The sequence below is a fragment of the Gemmatirosa kalamazoonensis genome, from assembly GCF_000522985.1.
Taxonomy (GTDB): Bacteria; Gemmatimonadota; Gemmatimonadetes; order Gemmatimonadales; family Gemmatimonadaceae; genus Gemmatirosa; species Gemmatirosa kalamazoonensis.
On the sequence record NZ_CP007128.1, the window covers coordinates 1,020,341 to 1,037,601 of the forward strand.

Here is a 17,261-nt window from a genome sequence, read left to right on the forward strand (position 1 = left end):
GCGCGATACCTGCGCGGTGAAGCGGGGACACGTCAGCGGGTCTCGTACCCGCCCCGTGCCGCGGCGGTCCGCGCCGACTGAAGCTCCCAGCCGTCGGCGCGGATTGACGGGAGAGCGTGCGTTGCGGGAGATGTGCCAGCCGCCGAACGACCCGTCAGGAGCGTGGGCCCGGCCCCGTGAGCGCCTGCCTCACGATGCGCTCGCACAACTCGGGAAACAAGATCCCGGCCGCCGCCGCCGCCTGCGGGATGAGGCTCAGCTCCGTCATCCCCGGCAGCGTATTGGCCTCCAGGCAGAAGAAGTTCCCGAGCTCGTCCATCCGGAAGTCGACCCGCGCGTACCCCTTCAGCTTCAGCGCGTCGAACGCGAGCCGCGCCTGCTCCTGGATCCGCCCCACCGACTCCTCCGGCAGGTCGGCCACCCCCTCCTCCGCCATCCCCTTCGTGTACTTGCACTCGTAGTCGTAGATCTCGTGCTTCGGCTTGATCTCGATCACGGGCAGCGCGTCGGCGCCGAGTATCCCGACGGTCAGCTCGCGTCCGGCGACGAAGCACTCGACCATCACCTCGTCGTCGTACTTGAACGCCTCCGCCACCGCGGCGTCGAGGTCCTTCGCGTCCCGTACGACGGTGAGCCCCACCGTGGATCCCTGCTTCGACGGCTTCACGACGAGCGGCAGCCCGAGCGCGTCGGCCTCCGCGTGGAAGTGGGTGCGTCGTGCGGTGCTGCTGTCGGGCGACGGCGCCATCGTCCAGTCGGCGGTGCCGACGCCCGCGGCGCGGAACAGCGTCTTCGACAGGTGCTTGTCCATCGCGATCGCCGAGCCGAGGTGGCCACTGCCGGTGTAGCGCACGCCGGCGAGGTCGAACAGCGCCTGCAGCGTGCCGTCCTCGCCCTGGCCGCCGTGCAGCGCGAGGAACACGACCTCCGCCTCGCGCACCGCCGGCCACTCGGCGAGCCCCGGCGGGATGGACCCGCCGCCTAACGACGACAGCGCCTCGAGAGACGGCGGCGTGGTGCCGACGCCGGCGTCGAGCAGCGCCTGCTCCTCGTCGCGCGTCATCGCCGCGCCGCTTCCCGCGGGATCCACGCACGTCACCTCGTGCCCGCGCGAGCGCAGCGCCGCGGCGATGCGCAGCCCCGAGTTCAACGACACGTCGCGCTCGGCGGAGAAGCCGCCTAACAGAACCGTGATCTTCATCAGCGTGGACTCTTCTTTTGGACCGCAGAGGACGCAGGGGATCGCAGAGGAACGCCCACGACGATGTGTCGGTTTCCTCTGCGTCCTCTGCGTCCTCTGCGGTTCATGCTTTTCGGATGGCTACCGCGTCATCAGGAACTGCAGCACGTCGCTGCGCGTGACGATGCCGGTCACGCGGCCACGGTCGGTCACGAGCAGCGCGGGCGACGCCTTCGAGAGGAGCTTCGTCACGGCGTCGACCGCCTGCCCCGCGTCGACCGTCGGGAACGCCTCGTCCATCACCTCGCCCACCGTCGCGTCGAGGAAGCGCGAGCTCTCGAGGCCGCGCGTCGTCAGATGGTACTCGGTCACGCTGCCGACGCACCGGTCGCCCTCCATCACCGGCAGCTGCGAGACGTCGTGCAGCTTCATGAGGCCCAGCGCCTGCCGCACGAGCGCGCCCGGCGCGGTGCTCACGAGCTGCGGGACGTCGGCGCCGCGCTGCGCGAGCAGGTGGCCTAACGTCGCGCGGTCCGGCTCCAGCAGCTGGTTCTCGCGCATCCACTCGTCGTTGTACAGCTTCGACAGGTACCGCTCGCCGGTGTCGCAGAGGAACGTCACCACGCACGCTCTCGGGTCGTCGAGCTGACGCGCGAGCCGCAGCGCGACGTGCGTGATGAGCCCCGACGAGCCGCCCACGAACAGCCCCTCCTCGCGCGTCAGCCGCCGCGCCATCGCGAACGAGTCGCGGTCGCTCACGGTGTGGAACTCGTCGACGAGCGAGAGGTCGAGCGTGCCGGGAAGCTTGTCCTGTCCGATGCCCTCCACCTTGTACGGCGTGCCGACGGGCTTCTCGCCGGCATCCCCGCCGCTGTTCCGGCGTCGGAACAGCTCGGCCAGGATCGACCCCTGCGGGTCGCCGGCGATGATCTTCACGTCGGGGTTCCGCTCCTTCAGGTAGCGCGCCACGCCGGTGATCGTTCCCCCGGTCCCCGCCGCGGCCACGAAGTGCGTGATGCGTCCGTCGGTCTGCTCCCACAGCTCGGGGCCCGTCGTCGCGTAGTGCGCGTCGGGGTTCGCCTGGTTGTAGAACTGGTTCGCGAGGATCGCGTTAGGCGTCGCCTCGGCGATCCGCTTCGCCATCATCACGTAGCTGTCCGGGTGGTCGGGCGGCACCGCGGTCGGCGTGATGATCACCTCGGCCCCGAACGCCTTCAGCAGACGCACCTTCTCCTGCGACATCTTGTCCGGCATGGTGAAGACGCACCGGTAGCCGCGCATCACCGCCGCGATCGCGAGCGCGACGCCGGTGTTGCCGCTCGTGCCCTCCACGATCGTCCCACCGGGCTTCAGCGCCCCGGACCGCTCCGCCGCCTCGATGATCGGCAGCCCGATGCGGTCCTTCACGCTGCCGCCGGGATTGAAGAAGTCGGCCTTGCCGTACACCGGCGTGCGGCAGCCGCGCACCACGCGGCTCAGCCGGATGAGCGGCGTCCAGCCGATGGTCTCGAGCACGCTGCCGTACGGCCGCTTGTTTCGAACCACCTCGGGAGTCGCGACGATCGTCATATGGTCTGTTCGATGAGGCGGTTCTGGTGCCGCGGTTCTGGTACGGCGGTCCTGACGAGGCGGGAGGGGCGGAGACCGCGGGACCGAAACGGCGGGGCAGGCGAGGCGGGGCCGGAGCGGCGGCTTGCCGCCGTGTCGGAACCCCCGATTCGGAACCGCGTCACTCGCCCCGCCGCACCCGCCCCTCCCGCCGTCGCGGAACCGCAGGATCGGAACCGCCCCATCAAAACCGCTTCAGGGAGGTGTCCGTCGGCAGGGGCGGTGCCGTCGGGTGCCGGAACAACACGGGAAAGCGGATGCTCCGCCCCACCGGCCGGCCGTCGCGCACCGCCGGCGCGAACCGCAGCGCCGCCGCCCCGCGCACGGCCGCCGAGTCGAGCGCCGCGTAGCCGGACGACGCGATCACGCTCGTCGACTCCGGCCGCACCCGCCCCGTGGAGTCCACGTGCAGCCGCAGCGTCACGTCCCCCTGCACCTTCCGCGCGTACAGCTCCGTCGGATACCGGAACGGTGGCTCGACGTTCAGCATGCGGGGTACAGTACCCTCGGCCAGGTCGGCGGCGTTCGCCAGGCGCGCCGGCGGCAGCGCGGTGCCGTCCCGCAGCACGGCGTGCTCCCCGCCGCCGCACGCGCCGAGGCACGCTGCCGCGCTCGCGGTGACACACGCCACGCGCGCGACGCGCGACAGTCGTTCGCCGATCTCGACCCGTCGTCCCGGGGCTGTAAGTTCCGAGTCCGTAGCAGTCTCTCCGGAGTACGACGGCGGGTGCGGCATGTCGCGCAATCTACACGCCCCGCTCGTCGAGGTGCCCGACGCCCCCGACGTCGTCGTCGCCGTTGCGTGCGCCCGCGCGCATGCGTCGTAAGAGGTCAGCCCCGCCTCCCCGCCTCGCTCGATTCTCCTCCAGGCCGTACCCGGATGCGCCCCGCTCTCTCCCCCGGCTCTCGCCACGCCGCTCGTCGTCTCGCGCTCGGCGGACTCGCCGCGGCCGCGCTCGTCGCGTGCGGCGGCGACTCCACCGGCCCCGGCACGGAGCCGCCGCTCACGATGCGGCTCGACATCGTCCCCGCGGAGGGCTCGCTCCCCGGCTTCGCGACGCGCACGCTCGGCCTCGCGCCGGGCGACTCGGCGCGCATGTCGGCCCGACTGAACGACTCCAAGGGCGGCTCGCAGGCCGCCTCGGGGATCACCTGGTCCAGCTCCGCGACCGCGGTCGCCGACGTCGACGCCACGGGGCTGGTGCGCGCGCGCACGAACGGCACCGCGATCGTCATCGCCCGCACGTCGACGCTCGCCGACACGCTCACCGTCACCGTGAGCGCCTGCGGCGCCGCGGTCCCCGTGGCGCTCGGCGTCGGCGAGGCGCGCAGCTTCGCCACCGGGCAGGGGAGCACGCTCTGCGTCACCGGCGCCGACCGCGACGAGTTCGTGCTCGTCGCGTTCAACACGGAGCAGGACTCGCTGCGGGTGACGACCGACGTGCGCACGTCGCTGTCCGTGACGGGCAACGGCATCGCCGAGATCAACGCGGCGACCGCTGCGTTCGCGCGCGCGCCGCTCGATCCGGCGGCCGCCGACGAGCCGCGCCGCGACGTCCGCTTCGAGCAGGCGCTGCGTGAGCGCGCCGGCGCCGAGCTACGTCCCCGGCTCGCCGCCGCCCACCTGCGCGCGCCGCGTCCCGCCGGGCTCGCGCTCAGCGTGGCGAGCGCCGCGACGACGGCCGCGGTGCCGGCCGTCGGGCAGCTGCTGTCGCTCAACACGAGCATGGAGACGTGCGACACGACGAAGGCCGGCGGCATCCGCCGGCGCACGGGTCGCGTCGTCGCGGTCACCGACAAGGCGATCGTCGTCGCCGACACGGCGAACCCGCCGAACGGCTTCACCGACGCCGAGTACCGCGCGTACGGCGTCGCGTTCGACACGCTCGCCTACCCGGTGGACGTCGCGAACTTCGGCGGCGAGAGCGACGTCGACAAGAACGGGCGCTCGATCATCTTCTTCACGAGCGCGGTGAACCTGCTCACGCCGCGCAACGCCGACTACTACGTCGGGGGCTTCTTCTACGAGCGCGACCTGTTCCAGAACTCCGCGCCGAAGAGCTCCGACTTCTGCGGCGGCAGCAACTTCGCGGAGATGTTCTACATGCTCGTTCCCGACCCCACGGGTCGCGTGAACGGCAACGTCTTCCGCAAGGGCTTCGTCGACAGCGTGACGGTGGGAACGCTCGCGCACGAGTTCCAGCACCTGATCAACGCGAGCCGCCGCATCTACGTCAACAACGCGGACAACTGGGAGGACACGTGGCTGAACGAGGGGCTCAGCCACGTCGCCGAGGAGCTCGTGTTCCAGCGTGAGGCGGGGATCACGACGCGCACGCGCCTCGACTCGACGGCCATCAACGCGTCGCGCGTGCGCTCGGCGTTCAACTTCTACATGCAGGGCGGCAACATCTCGCGCCTCGCCGAGTACTTCCAGTCGTCGGAGGGGAGCTCGCCGTACGCGGACAACGACGACCTCGAGACGCGCGGCGCGACGTGGGCGTTCCTGCGCTACGCGGCCGATCGCGTGAACGGCAACGACGCCGCGCTGTGGCAGAAGCTCGTCACGAACACGAAGCTGAACGGCATGCCGAACCTGCGCGCCGCGCTCGGCGTCGACCAGGCGACGCTCACCGAGTGGTTCCGCGACTGGAGCATCGCGAACTTCGTCGACGGCGTGCCCGGCGTGACGCTCGACCCGCGCTACGCGTACCGCAGCTGGAACTTCCGCAGCGTCATGGCCTCGCTCCGCTCGGCGCGCAACATCCTCCTGTACTCGGCGTACCCGATCGTCACGCACACGCTCCGCGACGGTCTGGCCGAGCGCCCCGCGCTGCGCGGCGGCGCGGCGGCGTACTTCCGCTTCACGGTCGGCGGCGGCAAGCAGGCACGCATCCTGACGGCGGGCAGCGGCGCGCCGCTGCCGGCGAACGTCGCGCTGTCGGTGGTGCGGACGAGATAAGACAATCGAACCGCAGAGGCACGCAGAGGGCCGCAGAGGAAACCGACAGCGATTGGTTCTCCTCTGCGGCCCTCTGCGTCCTCTGCGGTTCGATACAAAGCGGCAGTCCTCTGCGGTCCAATTCCAGGCGCTATCTTTCGGGCTCACCCGACCCGAGTCCCATGCGCCGTCGTCTTCTCGTCGCCCTCCTCTTCCCGCTCGCCGTTCACGCACAGCAGGCGAAGCAGCGGTTCACCAGTCTGAGCGACGCCACGCAGGCGTCGGCGATACTCGGCGGGAGGAGCGGCCCGCGACGGGTCGTCTGGCTCGATGGCGGCAACCGGTTCTCGTTCATCGGCGCGAACGCGCAGACGCGGCGCCCCGAGATCCGCACCTACGACCCGACGAGCGGGCGCGACACGCTGCTGTTCACGAGCGAGGGGCTCTCGCTTCCCGGCAGCACGCGGCCGTTCGACTACGTGTCGTTCCAGTTCAGCCGCGACTTCAGGAACCTCGTGTTCCAGTCGAACTTCCAGCAGCTCTACCGGCGCAGCGGCACGTCCGACTTCTACGTCTACTCGCTGTCGCCGAAGTCGCTGCAGCTCGCGGGCAAGGGCGCGCGCACCGCGGAGCTGTCCCCCGACGGCGCGCTGCTCGGCGAGGAGCGCGGCGGCGATCTGTACGTCGTCGATCTCGCGTCGCACAAGGAGACGCGCCTCACGAGCGACGCCACCGAGTCGGTCTACAACGGCCACTTCGACTGGGTGTACGAGGAGGAGTTCGGCCTCGCGCAGGCGTGGAACTGGTCGCCCGACAGCCGGCGCATCGCGTTCTGGCAGATCGACGAGAGCAAGGAGCCGGTCGTCCAGCTCACCGACTACAGCGGGCGCCACGAGACGTGGGACCGCATCCGCATCCCGCAGCCCGGCGACACGAACCCGATCGCGAAGATCGGCGTCGTCGACGTGAAGAGCGGCAAGCGCACGTGGCTCGTGCCCGACCTCCGCGGCGAGTACTACGTGCCGCGCGTCTACTGGACGAGCCGCCCCGACACGCTCGCGGTGGTCACGCTGAACCGCCGGCAGAACGAGATGCGGCTGTACTTCTTCGACGTGAACACCGGCGGCGCGCGCCAGGTGCTGCGCGAGTCGTCGGACACGTGGATCGACGTGTACGACTTCTACGCCGGCGTGCAGGATCTGCTGTCGTTCCCCGAGCACTCGACGGAGTTCTACTGGGTCTCCGACCGCGACGGGTTCCAGCACATCTATCGCTACGACTACTCCGGGAAGCTCGTGAAGCAGGTCACGTCGGGGCAGTGGAGCGTGACGCGCATCGAGGGCGTCGACCCGGCGAATCGCCTGATCTACTTCACGTCGACGAACCCATCGCCGCTCGAGCGGCAGCTCTGGTCGGTGAAGTTCGACGGCACGGGGCTCAAGCGCATCACCACGGCGCCGGGACGGCACGACATCGACATGTCGCCGAACGCGAAGTACTTCATCGACTCGTGGTCGTCGACGACGCAGCCGCGCCAGGTGGAGCTGTGGTCCACGACGTCGGGCAAGCTGCGCACGCTCGAGGCGAACCAGCAGACGACGCAGTGGCTCGCGACGCACGAGTACGCTCCCACGGAGCTCACGAGCTTCCGCGCCTCCGACGGCACGAAGCTCGACATCTCGCTCGTGAAGCCCGTACCGTTCGACCCGACGAAGCGCTACCCGGTCGTGTTCGCGATCTACGGCGGGCCGGGGTCGCAGGGCGTGTACAACTCGTTCGGCACGTCGGGCTGGAACCAGTGGCTCGCGCAGAACGGCTACGTCGTCGTGAACGTGAACAACCGCGGCACGAACAACTACGGCCGCGACTTCATGAAGGTGGTCTACAAGCAGCTCGGCCGGTACGAGTCGATGGACTTCGCGGAGACGGCGAAGTGGCTGAAGACGCAGCCGTGGGTCGACGGCGACCACATCGCCATCATGGGCACGAGCTACGGCGGCTACAGCACGCTGTACACGATGGAGCAGTACCCCGACCTGTTCTCGGTCGGCATGGCGAACTCCGGCGTCGCCGACTGGCGGCTGTACGACACGATCTACACCGAGCGGTACATGTCGACGCTCGACGACAACGCGTCCGGCTACGAGCAGAGCTCCGTTGTGTCGAACGCGCCGAAGCTGAAGGGGCACCTGCTCATGATCCACGCGATGCTCGACGACAACGTGCACCCGCAGAACACGATGCAGCTCCTGACGGCGTTCACGAACGCGGGCAAGAACATCGATCTGCGCATCTTCCCACCCGGGCACCACGGCTCGGCCTACAACGCCGAGAGCGCGCGCCTCATCGCCGAGACGCAGTGGGACTTCCTGCAGCGGTGGATGAAGAGTCCGCGCACGGTGCAGTAAGACAAGGGCAGGAGGGCAGGAGGGCAGGAGGGCAGGAGAGCTTCGGTCTCTCCTGCCCTCGCGCGTTTCGCGCGTGCCCTCCTGCCCTCCTGCCCTCTGTGGTTCGTCCGACCCATGCAGGGGCGCGGGGGACGGCCTAACGTCGGGCGTCACCCTTCGCCCCCGCGCTCATGTCGCTCGCCACCGTCCGCGGCGCCCGCGCCGCGCTGCTCGTCGTCGCGTTCGTCGGCTGCTCCGACGCCTCCACCCAGCCCGCTGCGCCCGTCGGCTCGACCGGTGGCGGCTCAGCGTCGGCGTACGTCGTCACCGGGCGGGTGACCGACGCCGCCGGTCGGCCGATCGCCGGCGCGGAGGTCGTCGCGAACAACCAGCTGCTCGTCGCGGCGAACGTCGTCGGCCGCAGCGATGCCGACGGCCGATATCGTCTGCAGCTCCCCGAGATCCCCGCCACGTGGGCGATGTCGGCGTCGCTGCTCCGCTCGTACGACGGCAACGCGTACCGGCTCGTGCTCGAGCCGAGCGATGCGTCGACGTTCGCCGGCAACCGCGGCGCGGCGCGCGACTTCACGTGGCGCGTGCAGGGGCCGCGCCCCGACGGCGGCTTCTACGGGAGCCCGGTCATCGCGTACCACGATCCCGAGAACTACGACCTCGTGATGGAGGACGTCGAGCTCACGCTCACGCCCGTCGGCCCGATCATCGACGGCAGCGCGGGCCGCACGATCGTGCAGCGCCTGCGCGCGACCGCCGATGGGGACGCGGTCGTCGACGTGCCACTCGGCCGCTACACGATCGCGGCCCGCGAAGCCGCGTCCGGCCGTCCGCCGCGCGCGCTGCAGATCCGCCGCCGCAACACGGGCAGCTACGCGAGCACGCTGACGACGTCGTTCGCCGCGCCGTACGGCACGAACCTCGACGTGCAGCAGATCGTCGTCGAGGTCCGCCGGTGAACTGCGAGGGCAGGAGGGCAGGAGGGCAGGAGGGCACGAGAGTCCGACACTCTCCTGCCCTCCTGCCCTCCTGCCCTATCTCTTCGTCAGCGTGATCTGATACAGCTTGCTGAAGTTCTTGCCGGTCACGTACAGCTTGTCGCTCTGCGCGTCGTACGCGATGCCGTTCAGCACGTCCTCGGCGCCGTTCTTGTCGGCGGGGGCGAGGATGCCGGTGAGGTCGATCCAGCCGGTGATGTTGCCGGTCTTCGGGTCGATGCGGGCGATCTGCCAGCTCTGCCAGACGTTCGCCAGCAGCTCCCCCTTGTACCATTCCAGCTCGTTCACCATGGACACCGGCGACGTGCCGTCGTGCACGTCGATCGTGCGCGTGACGGTGAACGTCTTGGGGTCGATGACGCGAATGCGCGACGTGCTGTCGGTCATGTAGAGCGACGTGCCGTCGGTCGTCATCCCCCACCCCTGACCGTAGTACGAGAACGTGTCGACCGGGGCGAACGTCTTGAGGTCGTAGACGAACGCCTTGCCGTGCTTCCACGTCAGCTGGTACAGCCGGTCGCCGACGGCCGAGATCCCCTCGCCGAAGTACTCCGCGGGGAGCGCCCGCCGCAGCTCCACCGCGCCCGTCGCGAGGTCGCTGCGCCGGATCTCCGACTTGCCCTCGATCCCCGTACCCTCGTAGAGCTTTCCGTCCTTGATGAACAGCCCCTCGGTGAACGCCGCAGGGTCGTGCGGCAGCGTGGCGACGACCGTGTAGCCGTACGTCGGCGTGCCGGTGGTGTTGCCGGCGGCCGTCGACGTCGCGGCCGGTGTGTCGGCCGCCGCGGCGGGCGCCTGCTCGCCCTTGCAGGCGGCGAGGAGGGCGGCGGCGAGCAGGAGCTTCGTGTTAGGCATCGGCGTGGATCTGGGCGCGGAGGCGGGCGAGGAGCTCCAGCGCCTGCATCGGCGTGACGTGGTTCGGGTCCGTGGCGCGCAGCGCCTCCACGACGGGGTGTGGCGGCGGTGGCACGACGTTCGGCGCGGCGGCCGGCGGAGCGGACGCGAACAGCGCGAGCTGGTCGGCCGGCGGGGCGCGCCGCCTCGAGCGCTTGCCGGCGGCGGGCACCCTGCCTAACGACTCGGCCATCGTCGCCGCGTCCCCCTCGAGCAGGGCGAGCACCTCCTTCGCGCGCGCGATCACCGGCGCCGGCAGCCCGGCCAGCCGCCCGACCTCGATGCCGTAGCTGCGGTCCGCGCCGCCGGGCACCAGGCGGTGCAGGAACAGCACCTGGTCGCCCACCTCGCGCACCGCGACGGTGAAGTTGCGCACCGCCGGCAGCTCCTCGGCGAGCTGCACGAGCTCGTGGTAGTGCGTCGCGAAGATCGTCTTGCAGCCGACGTGGTCGTGCAGGTGCTCGCTCACGCTCCACGCGATCGACACGCCGTCGTACGTGCTCGTGCCGCGCCCGATCTCGTCGAGCAGCACGAGCGAGCGCGCCGTCGCGGTGTTCAGGATCGCGCTCGTCTCCGTCATCTCCACCATGAACGTCGACTGACCGCGCACGAGGTTGTCGCTCGCGCCCACGCGCGTGAACAGCCGGTCGACGAGCCCGATCGTCGCGCGCGACGCGGGCACGAAGCTCCCCATCTGCGCCATGAGCACGACGAGCCCCACCTGGCGCAGGATCGTGCTCTTCCCCGCCATGTTCGGCCCCGTGAGGATGACGAGCCGCGCGTCCTGCGTCAGCGTGACGTCGTTCGGGATGAATTTCTCGCGCGCCATCATCCGTTCGACCACCGGATGCCGGCCGGCGACGATCTCGAGATCGTAGCCGTCGGTGAGCGTGGGGCGCACGTAGCCCTCGCGCTCCGCGACCTCGGCGAGCGCGGCGAGCACGTCGAGCTCCGCGAGCGCGCCGGCCACGCGCTGCAGCCGCGCGATCTCGCGTCCCACGCACGCGCGCAGCGACTCGAACAGCTCGCGCTCGCGCGCCTCGATCCGCTCCGCGGCGCCGAGCACCTTCTCCTCGTACGCCTTGAGGTCGGGCGTGACGTAGCGCTCGCCGTTCGTCAGCGTCTGCCGCCGCTGGTAGTCGTCCGGGACGCGCTCGCGGTGCGCGTTCGAGATCTCGATGAAGTAGCCGAAGACCTTGTTGTAGCCGACCTTCAGCGACTGGATGCCCGTGCGCTCGCGCTCCGCGGCCTGGATCTCGGCGATCGCGTCCTTGCCGCCGTCGCGCAGCGCACGCAGGTCGTCGAGCTCCGTGTCGACGCCGGTCGCGATGGTGGACTCGTCGCCGAGCTGCAGCGGCGGCCGCTCGACGAGCGCGCGCGTGACCTCGGCGCACAGCTCGCCGCAGTCGTCCCACGCGGCGGCGATGACGGTGAGCCGGGACTCGGGACTCGGGACTCGGGACTCGTCCGGCACCCGAGTCCCGAGTCCCGAGTCCCGAGTCCCGATCACACGCTCCAGCGCTCCATGCACGGCCGGCAGCCTGCCTAACGAATCGCCCAACGCACGCAGCTCGCGCGGCGTGGCGCGCCCCGCGGCGGCCTTCGACGCGAGGCGCTCCACGTCGCGCACGCCGTCGAGCGCCTCGCGCAGCGTCGCGCGTCCGATCGCGTCGCCCGCCGTCGCGGCGACGGCGTCGAGGCGCATGTCGATGTCCTCGCGGCGGGTGAGCGGGGCGAGGATCCACTGCCGCAGGAGCCGCGTCCCCATCGGCGTCTGCGTGCGATCGAGCACGCCGAGCAGCGTCCCGGCACGATCGTTGTCGACGCCCGGTCGCAGCGACTCCACGAGCTCCAGGTTGCGGCGCGTCATCTCGTCGAGCGGCATCGCGCCGCCGGCGCGCTCCACGATCGGGCGCGCGAGGTGCGGCACGCCGCCCGGCTGCAGCTCGCGCAGGTAGCGGAGCAGCGCGCCCGCCGCGCCTAACGCCGCCTCGTCCTCGGCGCCGATGCCGAGCCCGTCGAGCGACAGGACGCCGTACTGCCGCGCGAGGTCGTCGCGCGCCATGGCGGGATCGAACTCCCACGCCTCCCGCTCGGTGACGAGCGCTCCGTCCATGGCGCGCCACTGCGTGGTCTCGCCGCCCTTCGGCAGCAGCACCTCGCGCGGCGCGAGGCGCGCGAGCAGCGCGTCGGCATCGCCTGACGGCACGGTGGCGAGGCGCAGCTCGCCCGTGGACACGTCGGCGGCGGCGACGGCGAGCGCGCCGGGCGCCGGACGCACCGCGCAGAGGAAGTTGTTGCGCGTGCAGTCGAGCAGGTCGTCGGAGAACGCGGCGCCCGGCGTCACGGTCTCGATCACCTCGCGCCGCACGATCCCCTTCGCGAGCCGCGGATCCTCCACCTGCTCGCAGATCGCCACGCGGTAGCCGCGCGCGACGAGCCGACGCACGTATTCGTTCACCGCCTTCACCGGCACGCCGGCGAGCGGCACGTCGGACGCGCCGCCGTTGTTGCGCGACGTGAGCGTCAGGCCGAGGACGCGCGACGCGAGGACCGCATCGTCCTCGAACGTCTCGTAGAAGTCCCCCATCCGGAAGAACAGGATGGATCCCTGGTGCCGCGCTTTTATCTCGCGGTACTGCTGCATCAGGGGCGTCGCCGGTGCGCTCACGGGCGTCCCGAAGCGTTAGGCACCACGTCGTCCGCGACGTAGCCGACGAGCCCCTTCGCCTTGAGGTCCCGCAGCGCGGCGGCGGCCTCGGCGCGCGTCGCCCAGTGGCCCACGCGCACGCGGAACGGCGGCGTGTCGGGAGCCGGCGACACGACGCGCGCCTCGATGCCGCGCTTCACGAGCCGCGCCGCGAGCGCGTCGGCGCCGCCGCGCGTGTCGTAGGCCGCAACCTGAACGCTGAAGCCGTTCGGGACGCGGGACGCGGCAGTCGGGACTCGGGACTCGGGACTCGGGACTCGTGGGGGAGTAGTTCCCGAGTCCCGAGTCCCGAGTCCCGAGTCCCGACTCCCGACCGCCACCTTCAGCGTGCACCGCGGCACCCGCGCGCGCAGGGCGACGACCTGTCGCGCGAGATCGCCGCCCGGCTCCGCGGCGCCGGCGGCCTCGTTCAGCGCGTCGCACGCGCCGCGCGGGTCGCGTGCGTCGAGCGCGGCGCGGGCGAGCCAGTACTGCGCGCGCGCCTGCGTCGCGGCGTCGGCGTGGTCGCGGAGCAGCCGCGTGAGGTGGTCGCGCGCCGCGGCCGGCTGCCCGCGCACGAGGTCCAGCTGCGCGAGCCGCACGAGCGCGTCGGTGGCGCGCGGCGACTGCGGGTACTCCACGGCGATCTGCCGGTAGTCGCGCTCCGCGTCCGACGCGCGCTCGGCGAGCGTGGCGCGCCAGTACAGCGCCTCCGCGTACGCCGGCGTTCCCGGCGTCGCCGACGCGAGCGCGGAGTCGACGAGGATGCGGCCGAGCACCCCGTTCCCCTCGGTGACGAGGCGCCGCGCGCGCGCGAACAGCACGGCGTTGTCGTTGTCGGACGATGGGGCGCGCGACGGCTGCGCGCCGACGGCGGTGGCCGCGAGAGTGAGCGCGACGACGACGACGGAAGGGAGACGCATGGAGACGGCGGGAAGCGGCGGGAGAGGACTGAGAAGATAGCCGATGGGGCGGCACTGGTGAGGCGGCGCTGATGCTTCGGCGCTGACGGGGCGGCGCTGAAAACGCGCGGTATCAGCGCCGCCGTTTCAGAGCCGCCTCACCAGCGCCGGTTCATCAGCGCCGCCTCATCAGCCCTCACGCACACAGCGAGAGCACGAGCGACGCGAGCAGCTGCTCGTCGGTCGAGACCCGCGTCTCCTTCAGCGCCGCGTCGGCGTCGAGCAGCAGGTCGAGCGCGCGGTCGAGCGCGGGCGCCGTCCACCGATCGACCGTCGCGGTCCACGCGTTCACCGCCTCGCCCCACGGGCGTCCCGGATACGCGCCCCCTTCCTTCAGCAGCGTCCAGTACTCGCGTGCGAGCTGGCCGGGATTCGTGCCGCGCGCGCGCATCGCCTGCCCCCACGCGAGCGCGAGGAACTGCGTCGACAGCGCCATGACGACGACGACCGCCGACGCCTTCGGCTGGGACAGCACGTGGTCGACGAGACCGAGTGCCGTCGTCGCGTCGCGGCGCGCGACGGCATCGAGCAGGTCGCCGAGCGTCTCGCCGCGCCGCACGCCCACGACGTCGGCGACCGCCTGCTCGGTGACGACGGCGGCGTCGCCGACGGCCTGGCCGCGCGCGTAGCTCGCGAGCTTGTCGAGCTCCCCCGTGAGCTGCTGCAGGTCGTTGCCGACGGCGCTGACGAGCAGGTCGGCGACGCCGGGCGCCAGCTCGGCGCCGAGCTCGCGGCGCGCGTAGGAGGCGAGCCACTCGGACAGCTTGCCGCCGTCGAGCGGCTTGAAGTCGATCACCGTCGCGCGATCGGCGAGCGTCTTGTCGGGCTTCGCGCCGGCGGGGGCGACGAGCACGAGGATCGTGTCCGACGCGGGCCGCGCGAGGTAGCGGTCGAGCGCCGCGCGGGCGTCCTTGCGCAGCCCGCCGACGTCGCGCACCGCGACGAAGCGTCGCTCGGCGAGCATCGGCGGCGTGGCGAGCAGCGATCCGAGCGTCTCGGCGTCGACCTCGGAGCCGCGGCGCACCTCGCAGTTGAAGTCGCGCGTCGCCGGCTCGACCGCCGCCTCGATCACCGCCTTCAGCGCGCCGTCCTTCCGGAAGTCGTCATCGCCGACGAACAGGTAGACGGGGTCGAACGACTTGGACTTGAGCGCGGCGTTCAGGGACTTGAGGTCGGCCATGGGGCGGAAACTACGACGACGGCACGACGACCGTCGCAGCTACCAGGACGCGACCATGAGCTGCGCATCCACCATGTTGGTGGGCGTCTGGTCGGCGAGGAGCGCGGCGGGCCAGACGGGGATGCCGGTGGACGCGCTCGTGACGAGCATCGGCGGGACGAGCATCGGCGGCGTCTCGGGCATCGTCGCGATGACGGGCGGCAGCTCGACGTCGCCGTCGCGATGGAGCTGGTACCACCGGTCGCCCGCGTAGGTCAGCGCGAGCAGCCCCGCGGCGACGGCGGCGAGACGCTTGCGCGCGACGGGCGACGCGATCGCGGTGCGCAGCAGCTCGGCGCGGCTCGGCGCCCAGTCGGCGGGGACGTCGTCGGGGACGACGCACCGACCGCAGCGTACGTCGTCGAGGCGCGCGGCGAGACGCGCCGAGAAGTCGTCGGAGAGCTCGATGCTCGGCAGGTTGCGCACGAGCAGGAGACTGCGCCGCACCGCCGTGTCGTGCGCCGCGCACGCCGCGCACTCCCGCACGTGACGCTCGGCGGCCACCAGCAGCTCCCCCGGGAGCAGGTCGTCGAGAAAGGCCACGTGGTGCTTGCGGAAGCTGCGACAGTCCATCGGAACGGCAGGTCGGGGGGCGAAGCGCTCGGACGAAGCGTTCGTGGGGCGCGTGAACGTGTCCCGATACCCGGCGTCGCGCAAGCAGTTCCGTTCAACTACCGACCCGTCGCTACTACCGACCCCCTCCACGCTTCACGCTCCCCGCTCCACGCTCGCCATACCGTCAGGCTGGGCGAGCGTGGAGCGGGGAGCGGGGAGCCTGGAGCGTGGAGGGGCGTCGATCTTACTTGAGCCGCGGCTCGATGATCTCGGCGAACGAGGTGCGCGCGCGGTTGAGACGCGACTTCACCGTGCCGAGGTTGCAGTCGGTGATCTCGGCGATCTCCTCGTACGACTTCCCTTCGAGCTCGCGGAGCACGAACACCTCGCGGTGATGCGCCGGCAGCTGGTTGACGCTCTCCTCCACCAGCTCGCGCAGGTGGCGCTTGCGATAGAGGTCGTCGGGCCGCGACGTCGTGTCCTCGAACTGCAGCGGGCGATCGTCCTCCTGCCAGTTCTTCTTGATCGTCTGGAACAGCACGAGCGGATTGCGCGAGCGGTTGCGCAGCTCGTTCTTCGCGAGGTTCGAGGCGATCGTGTAGATCCAGGTGGAGAACTTCTTCGATCGGTCGAAGCGCCCGATGTGGCGGTACACGCGGATGAAGACCTCCTGGACGAGATCCTCGGCCTTCTCGCGGTCGCCGATCGTGCGGTAGATGAAGTTCAGCAGCCGGGTCTGATACCGGCTCACCAGCTCCTGGAACGCGCGCTCCTCCCCACCCAGGAACGCCGCCACCACGTCTCCGTCCTCGAGCGCGCGCAGCTGCTCCCGCACCGCGGCTCCAGGCATCGAGACCTTCTGCTTGCGCGCGACGTCAGCCATGTCAGCTCCCTCGGAGTCCAGCGTCTCGGTCGTCCGTCCGGCATCGGAGCCCGGTCGGGTCTCCCTGCCTCCCACCCGTGATAAGGCAGGGGGCATGCCCGCCGGGTCGATTGGGGAACGGCCGTTTAACTTGCGTTCCCATAATGACTTACGACCCTGGCGCGGACGACGTAATATACCGAATCTTTCCCGAAATGTCCACCCTGGGCGACACTGCTGAGGACACTACGAGGACCCGCCGATCGAAGTTACCAGGGGCGCTCCCCCCTTCGCCCAGGATCACACCCCAGCCGGCGAACCCCCTCATCCTTTGAATGCCCGAGCGGGTCCGTTCATTCCCGACCCTCACCGGCCTGCCCGGAACCCCGCCGCGAAGAGCAGGCCGCACACCGTCTTACTGTCCGATATGTCGCCCCGTCTCACCATCTCCAGCGCCTGCGACAGCGACACGCGCTCGACCGTGAGGAACTCGTCGTGCTCGTGGCGCGTCTCCCCCATGGTGAGTCCGACGGCCATGAAGAGATGGATGCGTTCGTCGCAGAAGCCCGGTGTTGTAACGATCGTCGTGAGCTTTTCGACACGCTCAGCCGTACAACCGGTTTCCTCCTCGAGCTCGCGCCGAGCGCAGACGGCGGGATCCTCGCCGGCGTCGAGCCGACCCGCCGGGATCTCGTAGATGTAGCCGCCCGCCGCGTATCGATACTGCTTTATCAGCAGTAGCTGCGGGTCGTCACCGGCGGGGTCGCTGAGGAACGGCACCACCGCGCTCGCGCCCGGATGACGGAAGATCTCGAGCTCGCCGGTCGACCCGTCGGGGAAGCGCACGGTGTCGACGTCGAGGTTGACGATGCGCCCGGTGTGGACGCGACGGGAAGCGATCTGGCCGGGCTCGATGTCCATGTGTGGTGAGGGCAGGAGGGCAGGAAACGAGGG

General features: G+C 70.9%; 13 protein-coding genes. 3 read left to right on the forward strand and 10 right to left on the reverse strand.

The genetic code is table 11. The annotated features are described in order from the left end of the window. Nucleotides 1-154: 154 nt before the first annotated feature. From J421_RS04480 to J421_RS04490, 3 genes are all read right to left on the reverse strand, one after another. Entirely contained in the window at nt 155-1,201 is a 1,047-nt protein-coding gene (locus J421_RS04480; RefSeq protein ID WP_025409971.1) for a D-alanine--D-alanine ligase, read from the reverse strand. Nucleotides 1,202-1,321: 120 nt separating this feature from the next. Further along, complete coding sequence (locus tag J421_RS04485; protein ID WP_025409972.1) at nt 1,322-2,749, reverse strand: pyridoxal-phosphate dependent enzyme; 1,428 nt, start codon at nt 2,747-2,749, stop codon at nt 1,322-1,324. Nucleotides 2,750-2,972: 223 nt separating this feature from the next. Further along, the gene (locus tag J421_RS04490) at nt 2,973-3,419 is read right to left on the reverse strand and encodes an energy transducer TonB (protein WP_025409973.1); all 447 of its coding nucleotides are present in this window, start codon (nt 3,417-3,419) and stop codon (nt 2,973-2,975) included. A gap of 249 nt (nt 3,420-3,668) precedes the next feature. Here J421_RS04490 and J421_RS04495 point away from each other — a divergent pair, with 249 nt between their 5' ends. The 3 genes from J421_RS04495 to J421_RS04505 all read left to right on the forward strand — a co-directional run bounded on the left by J421_RS04495 (nt 3,669) and on the right by J421_RS04505 (nt 9,087). After that, nucleotides 3,669-5,750: an Ig-like domain-containing protein gene (locus tag J421_RS04495; RefSeq protein WP_025409974.1), complete on the forward strand. Its 2,082-nt coding sequence runs from the start codon at nt 3,669-3,671 to the stop codon at nt 5,748-5,750. 161 nt (nt 5,751-5,911) lie between these two features. Beyond that, on the forward strand, nt 5,912-8,137 hold the full coding sequence (locus J421_RS04500; RefSeq protein ID WP_025409975.1) for a S9 family peptidase: 2,226 nt from the start codon (nt 5,912-5,914) through the stop codon (nt 8,135-8,137). A gap of 170 nt (nt 8,138-8,307) precedes the next feature. Then, entirely contained in the window at nt 8,308-9,087 is a 780-nt protein-coding gene (locus tag J421_RS04505) for a carboxypeptidase-like regulatory domain-containing protein (protein WP_025409976.1), read from the forward strand. Between the two features lie 75 nt (nt 9,088-9,162). Here J421_RS04505 and J421_RS04510 read toward each other — a convergent pair whose 3' ends face one another. From J421_RS04510 to J421_RS04540, 7 genes are all read right to left on the reverse strand, one after another. After that, nucleotides 9,163-9,981, reverse strand: a complete 819-nt coding sequence (locus J421_RS04510; protein WP_025409977.1) for a glutaminyl-peptide cyclotransferase — start codon at nt 9,979-9,981, stop codon at nt 9,163-9,165. Beyond that, the gene (mutS, locus tag J421_RS04515) at nt 9,974-12,691 is read right to left on the reverse strand and encodes a DNA mismatch repair protein MutS (protein ID WP_025409978.1); all 2,718 of its coding nucleotides are present in this window, start codon (nt 12,689-12,691) and stop codon (nt 9,974-9,976) included. Before mutS ends, J421_RS04510 begins: the two co-directional genes overlap by 8 nt. Next, a complete protein-coding gene (locus J421_RS04520; RefSeq protein WP_025409979.1) occupies nt 12,688-13,632 on the reverse strand; it encodes an SPOR domain-containing protein in 945 nt (314 codons plus the stop codon). The genes mutS and J421_RS04520 overlap by 4 nt, the downstream gene beginning before the upstream one ends. Nucleotides 13,633-13,807: 175 nt before the next feature. Continuing rightward, nucleotides 13,808-14,851: a DNA polymerase III subunit delta gene (gene holA / locus J421_RS04525; RefSeq protein ID WP_025409980.1), complete on the reverse strand. Its 1,044-nt coding sequence runs from the start codon at nt 14,849-14,851 to the stop codon at nt 13,808-13,810. A 39-nt stretch (nt 14,852-14,890) separates the two neighbouring features. After that, nucleotides 14,891-15,463 (reverse strand): anti-sigma factor family protein, encoded by a 573-nt coding sequence (locus J421_RS04530; protein WP_025409981.1) that lies wholly within the window; start codon nt 15,461-15,463, stop codon nt 14,891-14,893. 226 nt (nt 15,464-15,689) lie between these two features. After that, nucleotides 15,690-16,328 (reverse strand): sigma-70 family RNA polymerase sigma factor, encoded by a 639-nt coding sequence (locus J421_RS04535; RefSeq protein WP_158508652.1) that lies wholly within the window; start codon nt 16,326-16,328, stop codon nt 15,690-15,692. Nucleotides 16,329-16,673: 345 nt separating this feature from the next. Further along, a complete protein-coding gene (locus J421_RS04540) occupies nt 16,674-17,228 on the reverse strand; it encodes an NUDIX hydrolase (RefSeq protein WP_025409983.1) in 555 nt (184 codons plus the stop codon). Between the last annotated feature and the right edge of the window lie 33 nt (nt 17,229-17,261).

Excerpts from the sequence above, each read along its gene's own strand:
- J421_RS04480 (WP_025409971.1), bottom strand. The coding sequence starts at position 1,201 with ATGAAGATCACGGTTCTGTTAGGCGGCTTCTCCGCCGAGCGCGACGTG.
- J421_RS04505 (WP_025409976.1), top strand. The coding sequence starts at position 8,308 with ATGTCGCTCGCCACCGTCCGCGGCGCCCGCGCCGCGCTGCTCGTCGTC.
- J421_RS04520 (WP_025409979.1), bottom strand. The coding sequence starts at position 13,632 with ATGCGTCTCCCTTCCGTCGTCGTCGTCGCGCTCACTCTCGCGGCCACC.
- J421_RS04510 (WP_025409977.1), bottom strand. The coding sequence starts at position 9,981 with ATGCCTAACACGAAGCTCCTGCTCGCCGCCGCCCTCCTCGCCGCCTGC.
- holA (WP_025409980.1), bottom strand. The coding sequence starts at position 14,851 with ATGGCCGACCTCAAGTCCCTGAACGCCGCGCTCAAGTCCAAGTCGTTC.
- J421_RS04485 (WP_025409972.1), bottom strand. The coding sequence starts at position 2,749 with ATGACGATCGTCGCGACTCCCGAGGTGGTTCGAAACAAGCGGCCGTAC.
- J421_RS04495 (WP_025409974.1), top strand. The coding sequence starts at position 3,669 with ATGCGCCCCGCTCTCTCCCCCGGCTCTCGCCACGCCGCTCGTCGTCTC.
- J421_RS04500 (WP_025409975.1), top strand. The coding sequence starts at position 5,912 with ATGCGCCGTCGTCTTCTCGTCGCCCTCCTCTTCCCGCTCGCCGTTCAC.
- J421_RS04530 (WP_025409981.1), bottom strand. The coding sequence starts at position 15,463 with ATGGACTGTCGCAGCTTCCGCAAGCACCACGTGGCCTTTCTCGACGAC.
- J421_RS04540 (WP_025409983.1), bottom strand. The coding sequence starts at position 17,228 with ATGGACATCGAGCCCGGCCAGATCGCTTCCCGTCGCGTCCACACCGGG.
- J421_RS04535 (WP_158508652.1), bottom strand. The coding sequence starts at position 16,328 with ATGGCTGACGTCGCGCGCAAGCAGAAGGTCTCGATGCCTGGAGCCGCG.